Source organism: Chryseobacterium kimseyorum (genome assembly GCF_025971945.1).
GTDB classification, from domain to species: Bacteria; Bacteroidota; Bacteroidia; order Flavobacteriales; family Weeksellaceae; genus Chryseobacterium; species Chryseobacterium kimseyorum.
In genome coordinates this window covers 186,144-201,378 of sequence record NZ_JAPDHW010000005.1, presented here as the reverse complement: position 1 = coordinate 201,378, position 15,235 = coordinate 186,144, and the positions used below count along the sequence as shown (strand labels likewise).

Below are 15,235 nucleotides of genomic sequence, written 5' to 3'. Positions count from 1 at the left end.
ATCTCAAATTCAAAAAAAATGTCAAATAAAAATAAATCAAGTAGATTTAATAAAATAACCATCGGTTTAGCTTCTCCTGAGTCCATTTTACAGGACTCAAGAGGGGAGGTTCTAAAACCGGAAACCATTAACTACAGAACGCACAAACCTGAAAGAGACGGTTTGTTCTGTGAAAAAATCTTCGGTCCTATCAAAGATTACGAATGTGCTTGTGGTAAATACAAGAGAATTCGTTACAAAGGGATCGTTTGTGACCGTTGTGGTGTAGAGGTTACGGAGAAAAAAGTACGTAGAGAAAGAATCGGACACATCGGTCTGGTTGTTCCTATCGCGCACATTTGGTATTTCCGTTCTTTACCGAACAAAATCGGTTACCTTTTGGGTATTCCTTCTAAGAAATTAGATATGATCATCTATTACGAGAGATATGTTGTTATTCAGCAGGGTATCGCTAAGAAATTGGATGGTTCTGATTTTGATGATAAAGAATTCCTTACAGAAGAAGAATACCTTGACATCATGGAAACTCTTCCTGTAGAAAATCAATATCTTGATGACGCAGATCCGAACAAATTCATCGCCAAAATGGGTGCTGAAGCTGTTGAGGAATTGTTGAAGAGAATTGATCTTGATGCTTTGTCTTTCGATTTGAGACACAAAGCTCACAACGAAGGTTCTAAACAAAGAAGAACTGAAGCTCTTAAAAGATTGAACGTTGTAGAAGCATTGAGAGGTGCCAATACAAGAATGATCAATAGACCGGAGTGGATGATTATGCGTGTGCTTCCTGTAATACCACCAGAATTGAGACCATTGGTTCCATTGGATGGAGGACGTTTCGCAACTTCTGATTTAAATGATCTTTACAGAAGAGTAATTATCAGAAACAACCGTTTGAAGAGATTATTGGAGATCAAAGCTCCGGAAGTAATCTTGAGAAACGAGAAGCGTATGCTTCAGGAATCTGTAGATTCATTATTTGATAATACAAGAAAATCTTCTGCAGTAAAATCTGAATCAAACAGACCATTGAAATCACTTTCAGATTCATTGAAAGGTAAGCAGGGTCGTTTCCGTCAGAACTTACTAGGGAAAAGGGTAGATTACTCTGCGCGTTCAGTAATTGTTGTAGGTCCAAACTTACAGCTTCACGAATGTGGTATTCCTAAAGATATGGCTGCTGAGCTTTACAAACCGTTTATCATCAGAAAACTGATCGAAAGAGGAATTGTAAAAACAGTAAAATCTGCCAAAAGAATTATCGACAGAAAAGAACCTGTAGTATATGATATCTTAGAAGGTGTAATGAAAGGTCACCCTGTTTTACTGAACAGAGCACCTACTTTGCACAGACTGGGTATTCAGGCTTTCCAACCTAAGATGATCGAAGGTAAGGCAATCCAGCTACACCCATTGGTAACAACAGCATTCAACGCCGATTTTGATGGTGACCAGATGGCGGTACACTTACCGTTAGGCCCTGAGGCAATTTTGGAAGCTCAGTTATTGATGTTAGGTTCTCAGAATATCTTGAACCCTGCAAACGGGTCTCCAATTACAGTACCATCTCAGGACATGGTTCTTGGTCTATATTTCATGACCAAAGAATTAAGCTCTACAGATGAGAGAAAAGTATTGGGAGAAGGTCTTGCATTCTATTCTCCGGAAGAAGCGGAAATCGCTTATGCTGAAGGTAGAGTTTCATTGAACGCTAAAGTAAGATGTAGACTACCGGTAAAAGAAGAAGGTGAAATCACTACTAAACTGATTGAAACTTCTGTTGGTAGAATCTTATTCAACCAGATCGTACCTAAACAGTCAGGATATATTAATGAACTTCTTACTAAGAAATCATTGAGAAATGTTATTGGTAAAGTACTTGCTGATACAGATTTCCCGACAACTGTGAAGTTCTTGGATGCAATGAAAGACTTAGGATATGCAAACGCATTTAAAGGAGGTCTTTCGTTCTCACTAGGTGACATCGTTGTACCTGTTGAGAAAAAGAAAATGATTGCTACATCTATTGAAACTGTTGACGAAATTAGAGCCAACTATAACATGGGTCTTATTACAGATACAGAAAGATATAATCAGGTAATTGACGTTTGGACAAACACCAACGCCGGATTAACTGAAATGATCATGAGCAGAATGAAAGTTGACCAAGGTGGATTCAATTCTGTATACATGATGCTTGATTCTGGTGCGAGGGGTTCTAAGGAACAGATCCGTCAGTTATCTGGGATGAGAGGTTTGATGGCAAAACCGCAAAAAGCTGGTTCTACCGGTGCGGAAATTATTGAAAACCCGATTCTTGCAAACTTTAAGGAAGGTCTTTCGATCTTAGAATACTTTATCTCTACTCACGGTGCTCGTAAGGGTCTTGCGGATACCGCTCTTAAGACTGCCGATGCAGGTTACTTGACTAGAAGATTGGTAGACGTTGCACAGGATGTTATCGTAACAGAAGCAGATTGTGGAACTTTAAGAGGTACAGAAGTTACTGCACTTAAGAAAAATGACGAGATCGTTGAAAGAATTTCTGAAAGAATCTTAGGTAGAGTTTCTCTGCATAATATTTATGATCCTGAAACCGACGAATTGGTTGCTATCGCTGATCAGATTATTGATGAGGCTTTGGCTAAGAGAGTTGAAGAAATGGGTCTTGAATCTTTAGAAGTACGTTCACCACTTACTTGTGAAACCAAAAAAGGAATCTGTGCTAAATGTTATGGTAGAAACCTGGCAACCGGTAAGAAAATCCATATGGGTGAAGCAGTAGGTGTAATTGCTGCACAGTCTATTGGTGAACCGGGAACTCAGCTTACGTTGAGAACTTTCCACCAAGGGGGTGTATCTACCAACGTATCAGAAAATCCTTCAATTGCTGCAAGAAGAGACGGTATCGTAGAATTGGATGAGGTAAGAACAATTACTTCTGAAGACGAAAACGGTAATACTGCGGAAGTGGTAGTATCTCGTACAACAGAATTTAGATTGGTTGCTGATAACGAATCCAGAACTCCATTGATGATTGCTAACGTACCTTATGGATCTCAATTGCTGGTTAAATCTGGTGATAAAGTGAAAAAAGGTGATATCATTGCTAAGTGGGATCCGTATAACGCGGTAATTATTGCAGAAAACGCCGGTAAGGTTGAGTATGAAGATATTATCCAGGGTATTTCATTCCAGTTGGAAATTGACGAACAGACAGGATTTGAGGAGAAAGTAATCTCTGAATCCAGAAATAAGAAAGCTGTACCTACATTGAAGGTAGTAGATTCTAAAGGTGTTGAACAGAAAGGTTACAACTTACCGGTAGGAGCCCACTTAATGGTTAACGACGGTGAAAAAATTAAGGCTGGTAAAGTCTTGATTAAGATTCCAAGAAAATCTGCTAAGTCAGGGGATATTACTGGAGGTCTTCCGAGAGTTACCGAATTATTTGAAGCAAGAAACCCTTCAAACCCGGCGGTTGTTACAGAAATCGATGGGGTAGTTTCTTACGGTAAAATCAAAAGAGGTAACCGTGAATTGATCGTTGAGGCTAAAACTGGTGAAAGAAAAATTTATTTAGTTAAATTATCAAACCAGATCCTGGTACAGGAGAATGACTTCGTAAGAGCTGGTTCGCCACTTTCTGACGGTTCAGTTACTCCGGACGATATCCTGAAAATCAAAGGACCAACTGCGGTACAGGAATATTTAGTAAATGAAATTCAGGAAGTTTACCGTCTGCAAGGTGTGAAAATTGATGATAAGCACTTCGAAATTATCGTAAGACAGATGATGACGAAAGTATCTATCGTTGATGGAGGTGATACTCAGTTCCTTGAGGCAGCTTTAGAGCACAAGATGGATTTCTTGGAAGAAAATAACAGAGTATTTGGTCTTAAAGTAGTTACTGAAGCTGGTGATTCTAAAGAATTCAAACCAGGTCAGATGATTACTGCAAGAGAACTGAGAGACGAAAACTCTAAACTGAAGCGTGAAGATCAGAAATTAGTTGAAGTGAGAGATGCACTTCCTGCAACGGCTACACCAGTATTGCAAGGGATTACAAGAGCAGCTCTACAGACGAAATCTTTCATGTCTGCAGCATCATTCCAGGAAACAACTAAAGTTCTAAATGAAGCAGCGGTAGCTGGTAAAGTTGATAGCTTAAACGGTCTTAAAGAAAATGTAATTGTAGGACACAGAATTCCTGCAGGTACAGGACTTAAAGAATACCAAAATGTAATTGTAGGTTCTAAGAAAGAATTCGAAGACTTAAATTAATATATGAGTATCGTGTTTCGGGGTACCAATACCGTATCCCGATCACGTATCTCAAAATAAATTAAAATTTAATATTTAAGGTTGAAAGTTTTTTATATTTTTGAGCCTTGAATTTTTTAAACATAAAACTTAAACAAAATAATGGACAACCAAAATCAAAACCAAGATCCAAACAACATCAACATTCAATTGAACGAAATGGTAGCTTCAGGGGTATATTGTAACCTTGCTTTAGTAAACCACTCTCCTTCAGAGTTTGTAGTAGATTTCATCCAGCTTATGCCAGGTGTACAGCAGGCGAACGTGCGTTCAAGAGTAATTCTTGCTCCACTTCACGCTAAGAGAGTTCTTACAGCTCTTCAGCAAAACATCACAAACTACGAGCAGCAGTTTGGAGAAATCAAAGAAGTTGAGCCTTTCGTATTAGGTGGAAACAACGTACAAGCGTAAGATTTTCTCAAAATATATAAGAATGCCCCAGCGAAAGTTGGGGCATTTTTTTGTTTTTTGGTATACGATGAATGAACGAATGATTTTAATTCAGCAGTAAAACGAATTAAAACAGTTATTATCATCTTTCCAGTCCCTTTTTTTAGTTTTAGAATCAAACCACAAAGCAAAAATAAAATTCGTGCATTCGTGGCATTTTTTGCTCAATGGCTCTGTAAAAGCCAAGCCTTTGTACAAAATTATAAAGCAGACATAAGAAGCTCCGTAGGAGCATCGCCTTTATTGTTGCAATTTTTCCATTTTAATAATCACTGAGAAATTTGGAAATAATATTTTGAAATTCAGGAACATTGAAACCTCTTGTTGAGGGATGATGCAATCCAATTGCTTTACAGCTTCCTCCATTATAATCTAAATCCCGAATATTCCATCGGTTATTGATTTTTCCCAAATGATTTCCCCAACCGACTTTATTAAAAAAATGCTCCCACAATCGACTCGAAAAAACAATCACTTTTTCAGGTTTTAATAGATTTAAATATTCTCTGAAAGCCAGTTCAGCCTTATGTTTTTCTGCCACCGTCGGAATTTGATTTGAACTTGTAAATGCACTCCGAACAGCATTGGCAAAAGCCACATTTTCCTAAAATTCTGCATGTTTTTCATAACCGAAAATCTTCAGAATTGTTTTATGAAAACTTCCCGCAATATCATCCAATTCAGTAATCTGAGCTTTTGTAAAACTTGCCAAATAATTCGGAAGCCCATTGTTAAAATAATGAGAATCTCCGATGATTAAAAGTTTTCCGTAGCGTGACTGACTGTAGTTTTTACCAATCCAAGGGTAGAAAGTGAGGTGGGACATATTTTTTGTTTTTGTTTTAAAGAAAGAAACCTCACAGGTTTTTAAAACCTGTGAGGTTTAAAATATTATTCTTTCTGTTTCGGTCTTCGGTTAGGATTGTTAATAAAAACTTCTACAAACATTCTTTTGCCAAGTTTACAGGATTATTTTTTTTGCTATAACGGTATAGAGATTAGCGACATTAATTTTAAAATATTATAAAACCTAATAAAAATAGAAATGTTGAAAAAATTGCTAGAGCAAACATAATCTTCAATGGAAGAAGTATTGTTCCAAAACTTTGATTTATAATTTTATCAGTTTTATTTGAGTAATCACGGATGTACGCGTCCATTTTTTCTGCTAAAGAAAGCATTTTTTCAGAATTATTTCCAACAAATTTTTGAATACCAGTTTTATCTTCGCGCTTCTTATACTCATTTATCGCAAGCGAAAGTACTTTATCACTTCCACTCATTAGTACTACTCCTGAGAAGGGTACTTTTTCAAATTTGTTTGATAAAGTTGGAATTATGACTGCGGCAACAACTCCCTCTAAAATCAATCCTGTGGGGTTTTTACAAGTTTGAAGATTTGTACCCAGTTGATTAAAATCTAAACAGATGTTTCTTGTAAGTTCCACAGCAGAATTTAAGATGAGTTTTAAATCGTTTTTTAAATTCGACAACAAACCAATAACTCCGAAAACTGTACCATTTATTAAGCAAAGTAATAACCCAAAAATTGAGTAAACAAAGATCCCTATTTTTCCAAAGCTGAAAATAAAAAATCCAGTAACATATATTAAGAAACAAACTGTAAGAGGTTTGTAAATTGATTTTATTGAATAATTTTGAATCATAATAATGTCGGAAATTTTTCCTAAAATTTCATTATTCTGATATTTTGATACATCTACACCGATTTCATTATTTACGTGTTCAATTATTAATAGTGATTTTTCTTTGTACTTTTTCATGTTATTTAAGTTTTTTATTTTTTCCACAAATCTACTCCCCAACCCAGACAAACCGCGTCCAGGTAAAAAGTATTTTAATTTTTGCTAAACTAAAAAAAGATAGGCCACCGTTGTTACGTGATGACGTACTTCCGCGCTTTTTCTTCCAAGAAATTGTTATTTTCTCTCGGATTGATAAAAGGCTGCGAAAAAATGTGTCGCTTTGTTTAAGGAAATAAAATATTCGAAAGTGAACTAAATATTTTTAAACCAAACATAGAGATCTTCATCAGAAGAAATATTCAGTTTTTTACGGAGACTGTTTTTTCGGTTTTGAACTGTTTTCGGTGACGTGAAAGTATATTCGGCGATATCTTTGGTCACAAAATTTAGGAATATCATAGCGCAGAATTTCAGTTCACTCGCCACTAAAGAAGGATTAATAAGCAATAATTTTTTACTGAATTCAGGATAGACTTCATTGAAACGGGTCAGGAATTCCGGGTGGTTGTCTTTCGCCAACTGTACTACTTCTTCGAAAGATTCGTTTACTTTTTGTCTGAGATCCTGTGTTTCTTCTTCTTTCTGAGAAAGCAGAATTTCTTTTTCTACGAGGAGTTCTTCTGTTTTGTCAGAATCTATTTTTCTTTTTTTAAGATATCTGTAGATAAAAATTCCTGTTACTGAAAGGGCAATCAATATTACAATTAATAAGGCTGTATAATTCTTCTTAACGGAAGTGTTTTCTTCCGTTTTTTTGTTCATCATTAAGCTTACTGCTTCATCTGTATTTTGTTTGTGGGCAACTTTTAAGCTGTCGTTAAACTGCTTATTTTTTTTTAAGTAATAGGTTTGCTTTTCTGTATCGTTCAGTGCTTCATATACCTTTGCCAATACTTGGTTAATGTCATTGTTTTTATTAAATTCAGCATTCTTTTCTTGTATGTTTTTTTCGGCTTTCAAATAATATTCTAATGCTTTATTATAGTCACCTTCCAAAAAACTACATTCACCCAAACCTAAATATTCACGGTCCAGATAATTGTCATTGTATTTTTTTCTTAGTGCAAGAGCCTTTTGGAAATATAACCTGGCAGAATCTTTCTGTTTCTTCTGTTCTAAAAAGAGATATCCTTTAATACTGTAAATGGTGGCATTGCTTAAGAACGTTTCTTTTTCCGGAAATTTCCTGAGAATATTTTTCTGTTTATTAAAATAGTGGAAAGAAGAATCCGTAATTTCTTCCGCATAATAGTGAAATGCTATGTCCTCATAGGTTTGGGCCAAATGTTTTAGTTCTACCGAATCTTTACTGTTTTTAAGTAAAAGAACATTTTTTCTGTTATATTCCAACGCCTGTTTACCTAGACCAAGTTCCATATAATTCCAGGAGTAAATATGGTTCACTCTGGCTTTGAATTCTTTTGGTTTTTTATCGAAATCAAACGTCATTATTTTGTTGAGATAAGTAATGCTCTCTTTTTGAAACTCCAGAGAGGAAAAACCATGAGCCAATTCTAAATAAATGTAAGGCAGTTTTTTTTTGTTATTTGTTTTTAAGGCAAAAGATTCTGCTTCTTTAGCGTATTTTATCGTCTTTAAATATTCTAAAGTGACCATACCATTGTGTGCTTTTTGAATCAGCGAATCTATTTTTTTGTCACTCTCTTTCTGAGGATCACTGCACGAAATGCATAGCAGAAACATGCAGAGTAATAATATTTTTATGGGAAAATATTTTTTCAGAATCATTCAGTTGGATAGGTTTAGTTTATTTAAAATGATGTCATGTAATAACACATCACAAATATATTAAATCAGGAAAAATTTTGTATAACAAAAAAGCGGATAGATTTACAACCTATCCGCTTTAGAATAATTATTTATTTTTCTAAGGTTTCCAGAATGTCCATTTTGTACCGTTGAAAACAATCAATCGGTGACTGGCGGCGTTTGGTCCCTGCAAAAACGCCATCATTCCCGGGGAAGGATTTATGATGGCTGTGTAACTTGATACGATTGGTAAAACCATTGCTTTATCAGGAGAGTCAAGAACCAAAACGCCATCTGTTGTAGAGTTGGAATCTCCTATAATCGCTTTTCCATTGGTTTGGTCTGCAAGTGGTAAGGCCTGAGGTGTTTTTACTACGCTTTCAACAGCTTGTGAATAGCCGGAAATACGGCTAAGATCTGTCCAGCCTGCATTTTCGTTTTTAATTTTCACTTTGTATTCTGTATTTGCAGAAACATCAAAAATGATGGTGCCGCCTTTTGCATTGTTTGCTCCTGTTGGTACAGTTTCTACGTAAGGAAGAATAATTCCTTTATCGCCGTCTGTCCCAAATTCCAATAAAACGGAAGTGCTGGAAACATCTGTTACAGAATTGGTCGCCCCGATTCTTACCTGCGAAATGGCAGAAGCAGAGAGAAAAAAAGTCAATATAATTACAATTTTGTTCATAATATTTTTCTTTTGATAACCCTCAGGATTTTTTATGTCCTGAAGGTTAGATTTAACTTTAACTGATTTTTATTAAGGACAGGTTTGTGTCGTAAAACACTTCCAGCCTTCCCCGGTTCCGGATCCGGTATAGATTTTCATACATCCTGCACCCGCATTTTCATCGGTATCGAAAACCATCATTCCGACAACTGGAATTGCAATAGTGGTTTCAGGACTGCTGTTTCTCGTAATTACGAATCCTTTGGTTTTGCTTTCCAAGGCAGTGTAGGCAGAATTTCTTACCATCGGCCAATCACTTTCTGTGTTGGCTGTTCCTGTACTGACTTTTCCTGATCTGCCAAGAAGTGTGATCCCATGTTTTACAGGATAAGTTTGTCCTGCAACCAAAGCTGGATCTTCGTAACAAGCACATGATGGTAAAATGTTTACCGTAACTGCTGATGTAGAATTATTCGTATTCCAGCAGTCGTTGACAGTATCATAGAAAAATGCGTAATACGTTCCTGAAACCGTTACATGAGTTGGGTCTGTCACTTTAGTCCCTGCTGCTCTTGTCGGCGTTGTCCACCATTCGATTACTGTATTTGCATCGGGATGAGTTCCCGTGTAAAGCGAATTTAGGTTGACAAAATTATTTCCTGAACTGGTACAGGTAGGTGTCGAACAGGTATTGATTGTTACCGTTACTGGATTGGATGCAGGACTGTAACAATTTCCTACACTCGAATAATAAAACGCATAATACGTTCCGGCTCCTGCATTGGAAACCTGCGATGCAGTAAGTGCTGTTCCTGAATGTGTATTATTCGTAAACCACAACAAATCTGTTCCTGCAGGTTTTGTTCCTGTGTGTGCCGAATCGAGATTGGCCGTTGTGGCAGGACAAATATTCGAAAGTGAAGAATTGACACTTGGTGCCGTTTCACCTGCTTTACAGATTACTTTGAATTTTACGTATGCAGTACTTTTACTCAATAAAGGAGTTGCATCTGGGCTATTATCATTAATGCTATACATATATTCATAAGGACCAGGCGCAAGAGAAGCAGAAATGGTGAGTGCACCATAAGTCGCCGCATTTACCAAATCAACCTGAGCAACAGGATGCGTCCACAATTCGCCGATCCAATGAACAGAGTTTGGTGGTAATGTAGATAAAGTGATTCCTTTGAACGTATCATTTGCAAAGAGAGATGGCAATGTGCCGCCCACTCCAGAAATAATAGGTGTAGCAGTAAAATCATCATCTGTCGCACAAATTGGTGCATATACTGTAATTAATTTGGTCGGAGAATAACAACCATTGGCACTGTCCCAAAATGCAGCATAAATTTTTCTGGTTGCACCTGTAAGTGCTGCAGCTTGAGCCGGTGTCAACTTATTACTGTCAGTTGCCGGTGTTCCTGTATGCCATGTTAAGACAGTTCCGCTTGGAGCAGCAGGCCAGGGAACTAAAACCGTCAAGTCTGCTGTAGCACCTCCGCCACACAAAATACCATAAGCACTGCTATTTTTGATGTAATAATAGTCCGTTGCAACATAATTGTTAAATTCTGGTGCACTATTTCCCGCATTACAAACAACACAAGAATCAATCGTCACCGTCACCGCATTGGAAGCAGAGCTGTAACAATTGGTGTTACTTGTACTTTGATAAAAAGCATAATAGGTTCCTGCACCAGCATTGGCAACTTGTGCTGCGGTAAGTGCTGTTCCTGAATGGGTATTATTCGTAAACCAAACCAAATTGGTTCCCGCAGGTTTTGTTCCGGTGTGTGCAGAATCAAGATTGACTGTGGTGGCAGGACAAACATTGGCTAAACTATTCGTCACAGTAGGTGCAGAAGCATTAAAAACAGTAACCACTACCGCAGAAGAAGATACTGTACACCCCGGATTTCCTACCACCGCACGAAACTGCTGATTGGCAACAGGATTAGCATAAGTAATGCTGTTTGCAGTACTTGCGATACTTGTCCAAGAAGCTCCGTTGTTTGTGCTTGTCTCCCAATTTCTAATGGCGGCATTGTTATTTCTTAATTTTACGGTAATGCTGCTTCCTGCACAGATTGGCAAATTATCAGAATAGGCTTCTCCAGCTTTGGTAATAAATGCGCTTGGTGCAACTTGGTTTACAACTTCATTTACAGCCCAAGCCCATAGATTTGCCCAAACTTTATCTGCATTGGTGCTAATACCTGAACCTGAACTCATGTAAGTACTGCCATCAAGTAAACACGCAAAATAACCAGTATCGGCTACCAAAATATCTCTATATTTCTGATTGAGTACCATGGTTGCAAAACCTCCACCGTTTCCAGCGATAGGAATACCGTCACAACCACTACTAAAATAACCTTGTGCATCTCCACTTTGAGAAATAGTTCCTGTCACACTTCCAAAAATACCTGAAAATAATTTGGTATTTTGTTCATTGTCAGCAATAAGCGATGAAGTGACAGGATAAGATAAATTACTTGTTATGCCGTAGCCCATTTCCGTAGAAATTGGATTTGCATGATTGTAAGAGTTAAAAGTTGCTTGTTCTTGAACCATCAACACTTTACCAGGTTGCAAACTCCAATTGAGCAAAGTGGTGACTTCAGTAGGACTAATAGCAGCTGAGCTTGAATTTCGATAATATGATCCGATATAAATGATATCATAAGCATTAAGTGTAGCAACATTTGGGAGAGAACCGACTGTTCCATAAGCATCCGTTATCACCAATTGTCGGTTCACTGTACCAGATGGACCAAAATTGGCCAAATTCGTGAGTTTTGCTCTCGCACTTATCATGTTAGCCTGTCCAGAAGTATTTCCTGCAAGGTTGTAACCTTTGGTACCCGAAGTTCCATTTGACCTGTTGCCATCCGGAATATTTAGAACCTGTAGCGCCTGCGCAGAAGCAAGATTACTCACCACAAGAAGTAAAAATGTCATCATCCAAAGACGGGTTCGCCTCAAGATAGATGGTTTATGTATATATTTTTTCATTGAATTAGTTTTTAATTAGTTAGATAAAGTACTGCCGTTCAAAGGAACTTGGGTGGTTCCGGCGTTGCATATGGCAGTGGCAACAATTCCAAAGCGATATGTAGAATCATTACTGATATCAGCAGAACCCAAAGTCACTGTGAATTCCCCATCTGGCGTACTATCGCTGGTACCGCCAACAGTGCTTTCTCCAACCGTTGTCCAGCCGGGTGGAAGTTCTTTTGCTGGTGCAGGTTGCCCTACGATTCCCTGATTTTTGCTCAATTGAAATTTCACAACATTACCTGCAATTAAATTTCCTCCCGGATCAAAAGTGAAAATACCTGATGCATCTACTGCTGCAGTAGCAAGTACATTGCCTGTAGTTGAAATCGCGTTAACATAAAGCGTATTGGCTGTATTCCAAGTTCCTCCGCCTGTTCCTCCGCCGTCTATGGTAGTGCTTCCATCATTATCTCTGTAGATGGTACCGCTTGGCTTAATTTCAGATAGCGAAACGCCAATATGCACTGTTTCACCAAAGTAAAATCTTCCACCTGGTGAAGCATTATTATACCAAATCTTGTAGCTGTTACTTCCAGTGTTAGAACCTCCGGGATCGGAAGAACCTCTGAGATGTATCTTTAGCTTAATCACTGTAATATTATTACCGGTAAACTGTACAGAACCATTTGTTCCTGCATTAGGATCTATAATGTTGCTGTGATTAATTTGATTGCTAGTAACCGAAAAATAGTTCGTTCCGGAGCGTTTAGACATGGTAATACCGGTACTTGGTGTAGAACCTGCTAAATCAAAATCATATTCCGTAGAAAAACTCGATCTATAAGTTGTAGTCCTAAAAGCTCCTAAATCTACAAAATGTACAATAGGGTTATTTACAGGGCGGTTAAAGGCAATGGTAATATCACCCATATAATGTCTTCCGCTAAAACTCAGACTGTTATCGTATAAGGGATATGGATAAATTGTAATATTCAGTGCTTTGTTTGCTGACACTTCAATTCCAGTTCCACTTGTTGCAGTAGAAGTGTTGGTATAATTAGTATTTACTGGCGCTGAAAAAATTTGATTCATTGTCGGAAATATTGCAGCTCCAACAGGTGTACTTTCATTACCAAGCATTGATCCTCCAAATAGCATTGGAGGGTAGGTCGTACTTCCTGTTCCTATGTTTGCATACTGGTTTCTTAAGGATATAGTTGCAGTTAAACCTGGGGTATAAGCTGCAAACGCAGTTCCTGCAACGGCATTATCCGTATTCTCCTGTAGTGTAATTACCCTGCTTGAAAGAGTGCCTGTTGGTACAGTTACCGGGCCATTGTCAGTTGGATTCCCAGCACCTGCAGCCATTTCCAGATTCCTTCTTTGCGCCGAAAGTTCCATCGTTCCAAACAATAGCAGCAATGCAAATCCAAAAATATGATTTATGCTATTTTTTATATTTTTTTTCATTGAATTAGTTTTGATTAGTTAGATAACGTACTGCATTTTAAAGTGATAAGCTGGCCTCCGGCTTTGAATTCAGCTAAGCCGGCTCGCACAAGAGTGGGTTTAAATTTTTTCATGTATTTAAATATTAGTTAGTTGTTATTATACGTTTAGAACAATTACTGAAGTCATGCATTTTTAAAGTTCAAAGCTTCAATTTTGAGCTTTCATGCACATCGTTTGTACATCAGTACTCCTATTTTGCACGTACCTTCGTTCATTTTTAAAGATTTCAAGTTTATGTTTGAAGCTTTAAGACTTAAATTTGAGCATCAGGTATTCAACAATGAGCCGTCGGACTCTAAATTTGAGGATGATAACCTCAAATTTGAACAGGTAGGCCTCAAATTTGGGCAGGTGTACCCTCATTTTTGAGGTTCGCTTAGTCAATTTTTAATGAAGTAACTTAAAATTTAGACAATCTAATCTCAAATTTGAATGCTTACCTGCCAAGTTCTCACGCTTGAGCCTCAATTATTTAGCAGGATCTGTTTTTTCTGTTTCTGATGAAGACTTGCCTGTGCCCGTGCGGTTAAAAAACTGTTTCATTTCGTTTACCTTGGTCTGAAATCCCGGTGCATTGGTTCCTGCCTTGTATTTTGAAAAGTCGTAATCATCGAGCGAAGCTTTGTAATTGTCTCTGTCATGCAGAATTTTAGAACTTTTCAAACCGTCAGTAAGACTTTCCAGACGCTGTATAAGACTCTCGATAAGCGCTCGGCTGTTGTAGTCGTTGTTGAACTCTTCCCAGTCAACATCAGGGCTGCTCAGATTGGGCTGGGTGCTTCTGTAGTCTTTTACTTTATTGACCAAAAGCTTATTCTGCTCATTGATTATTCCATACTGACTGCGCTCTTCGGGGCTGAGGTTAGCGAGTTTTGGTGATAGAGCAGTTTCTACAGCCAGCATTGCTGCGTTAATAGCATCCTGTTCTGCCGCAGTAAAGTGGCGGCTTTCAAAATTTGTGAAAGGCATATTTATTTGTTTTTTAGGTGATAAAAAGTTGGGTGCATTCAGTCTATCCTCCGCTGAAAGTTTCCAGCAGGATTGATATTAAAATATAAGATCTAAGAAAATGCAGGAGGAGGTCTTACCGAATAAGACTCAGAATATGTCCTGTCGTTGAAATGCGCAGGATAGGTTGGGGTTTTTGTTTTAACAGCATTTAAAACAGAAGCGTGAAAATAGGAAAAACCAGCTTTAAGAGAATGTTTGAGAGCCTGATTCTGTGTGTGAACTACCGCAGTGCTGTGATTTTGCTGAATAGAAAATACAAAATCAGATTCTGATCCTGAACCAAATGTTTCTTCCTTTACCGGAAGACGCTGAGCCTTGTCGTGTTCTGCAGGTTTAGCTTCTACGATTTTGTGTTTTGCATATTTAGCGGCTTTGCTTTTGGAAGCATGGTGCTTTTTAGTATCGCTGATTTTTATAATTTCAAAATTTGCTTCTGTATCTGCAGTAAGAATTTTAATATCAGATGAGATATAAATTTTTGCATGATGTTCTTCAACTTTAAAACTTTTATCAGACTGCTCTGAAATATTTTCTTTTTCTGAATAAACGGCGGCACCGCCAGAAACTGTAAGCTGTCCATGAAAACTTTGAACCCAGAATAAAACAAAACCAACAATGACTTTAAAAAAAAGTCTCTGCTGGTTTTTGCCATCATTTGTGTTTCCGAAATTCATTGTTTTTTCTGGTGTGTTTTTGTAGGGGCAAAGAAACTGAGATTAACATAAGTAGA

Annotated in this window: 11 protein-coding genes; 2 read left to right on the top strand and 9 right to left on the bottom strand. The window is 37.6% G+C overall.

Annotation, left to right across the window (positions count from 1 at the left end):
- The first annotated feature begins 18 nt into the window (after nt 1-18).
- Together rpoC and OMO38_RS08980 are read left to right on the top strand one after the other, a co-directional pair.
- Nucleotides 19-4,284, top strand: coding sequence for a DNA-directed RNA polymerase subunit beta' (gene rpoC, locus OMO38_RS08985; protein ID WP_264749861.1), 4,266 nt, complete (start codon nt 19-21; stop codon nt 4,282-4,284).
- Nucleotides 4,285-4,425: 141 nt separating this feature from the next.
- Nucleotides 4,426-4,734: a DUF3467 domain-containing protein gene (locus OMO38_RS08980; protein WP_073291426.1), complete on the top strand. Its 309-nt coding sequence runs from the start codon at nt 4,426-4,428 to the stop codon at nt 4,732-4,734.
- A 301-nt stretch (nt 4,735-5,035) separates the two neighbouring features.
- On the opposite strand, the gene OMO38_RS08975 is transcribed toward OMO38_RS08980, so the two are convergent.
- The 9 genes from OMO38_RS08975 to OMO38_RS08935 form a co-directional block, all read right to left on the bottom strand.
- Nucleotides 5,036-5,314 carry a hypothetical protein gene (locus OMO38_RS08975; protein ID WP_264749860.1) on the bottom strand — a complete coding sequence of 93 codons (279 nt, stop codon included), beginning with the start codon at nt 5,312-5,314 and terminating at the stop codon, nt 5,036-5,038.
- A gap of 63 nt (nt 5,315-5,377) precedes the next feature.
- Entirely contained in the window at nt 5,378-5,599 is a 222-nt protein-coding gene (locus tag OMO38_RS08970; protein ID WP_264749859.1) for a hypothetical protein, read from the bottom strand.
- Nucleotides 5,600-5,786: 187 nt separating this feature from the next.
- Nucleotides 5,787-6,557, bottom strand: coding sequence for a hypothetical protein (locus OMO38_RS08965; RefSeq protein ID WP_264749858.1), 771 nt, complete (start codon nt 6,555-6,557; stop codon nt 5,787-5,789).
- Between the two features lie 234 nt (nt 6,558-6,791).
- Nucleotides 6,792-8,243, bottom strand: coding sequence for a tetratricopeptide repeat protein (locus OMO38_RS08960; RefSeq protein ID WP_264749857.1), 1,452 nt, complete (start codon nt 8,241-8,243; stop codon nt 6,792-6,794).
- Between the two features lie 184 nt (nt 8,244-8,427).
- Nucleotides 8,428-8,997 (bottom strand): hypothetical protein, encoded by a 570-nt coding sequence (locus OMO38_RS08955; protein ID WP_264749856.1) that lies wholly within the window; start codon nt 8,995-8,997, stop codon nt 8,428-8,430.
- A 72-nt stretch (nt 8,998-9,069) separates the two neighbouring features.
- Nucleotides 9,070-11,997 (bottom strand): hypothetical protein, encoded by a 2,928-nt coding sequence (locus OMO38_RS08950; protein WP_264749855.1) that lies wholly within the window; start codon nt 11,995-11,997, stop codon nt 9,070-9,072.
- Nucleotides 11,998-12,012: 15 nt separating this feature from the next.
- Nucleotides 12,013-13,452 carry a hypothetical protein gene (locus tag OMO38_RS08945; protein WP_264749854.1) on the bottom strand — a complete coding sequence of 480 codons (1,440 nt, stop codon included), beginning with the start codon at nt 13,450-13,452 and terminating at the stop codon, nt 12,013-12,015.
- A gap of 510 nt (nt 13,453-13,962) precedes the next feature.
- Nucleotides 13,963-14,463, bottom strand: a complete 501-nt coding sequence (locus OMO38_RS08940) for a hypothetical protein (protein ID WP_264749853.1) — start codon at nt 14,461-14,463, stop codon at nt 13,963-13,965.
- Nucleotides 14,464-14,555: 92 nt separating this feature from the next.
- A complete protein-coding gene (locus OMO38_RS08935; protein WP_264749852.1) occupies nt 14,556-15,179 on the bottom strand; it encodes a hypothetical protein in 624 nt (207 codons plus the stop codon).
- Between the last annotated feature and the right edge of the window lie 56 nt (nt 15,180-15,235).

Coding starts and splice junctions, on each gene's coding strand:
- rpoC (WP_264749861.1), top strand. CDS start 19: ATGTCAAATAAAAATAAATCAAGTAGATTTAATAAAATAACCATCGGT.
- OMO38_RS08980 (WP_073291426.1), top strand. CDS start 4,426: ATGGACAACCAAAATCAAAACCAAGATCCAAACAACATCAACATTCAA.
- OMO38_RS08970 (WP_264749859.1), bottom strand. CDS start 5,599: ATGTCCCACCTCACTTTCTACCCTTGGATTGGTAAAAACTACAGTCAG.
- OMO38_RS08965 (WP_264749858.1), bottom strand. CDS start 6,557: ATGAAAAAGTACAAAGAAAAATCACTATTAATAATTGAACACGTAAAT.
- OMO38_RS08960 (WP_264749857.1), bottom strand. CDS start 8,243: ATGTTTCTGCTATGCATTTCGTGCAGTGATCCTCAGAAAGAGAGTGAC.
- OMO38_RS08955 (WP_264749856.1), bottom strand. CDS start 8,997: ATGAACAAAATTGTAATTATATTGACTTTTTTTCTCTCTGCTTCTGCC.
- OMO38_RS08950 (WP_264749855.1), bottom strand. CDS start 11,997: ATGAAAAAATATATACATAAACCATCTATCTTGAGGCGAACCCGTCTT.
- OMO38_RS08945 (WP_264749854.1), bottom strand. CDS start 13,452: ATGAAAAAAAATATAAAAAATAGCATAAATCATATTTTTGGATTTGCA.
- OMO38_RS08940 (WP_264749853.1), bottom strand. CDS start 14,463: ATGCCTTTCACAAATTTTGAAAGCCGCCACTTTACTGCGGCAGAACAG.
- OMO38_RS08935 (WP_264749852.1), bottom strand. CDS start 15,179: ATGAATTTCGGAAACACAAATGATGGCAAAAACCAGCAGAGACTTTTT.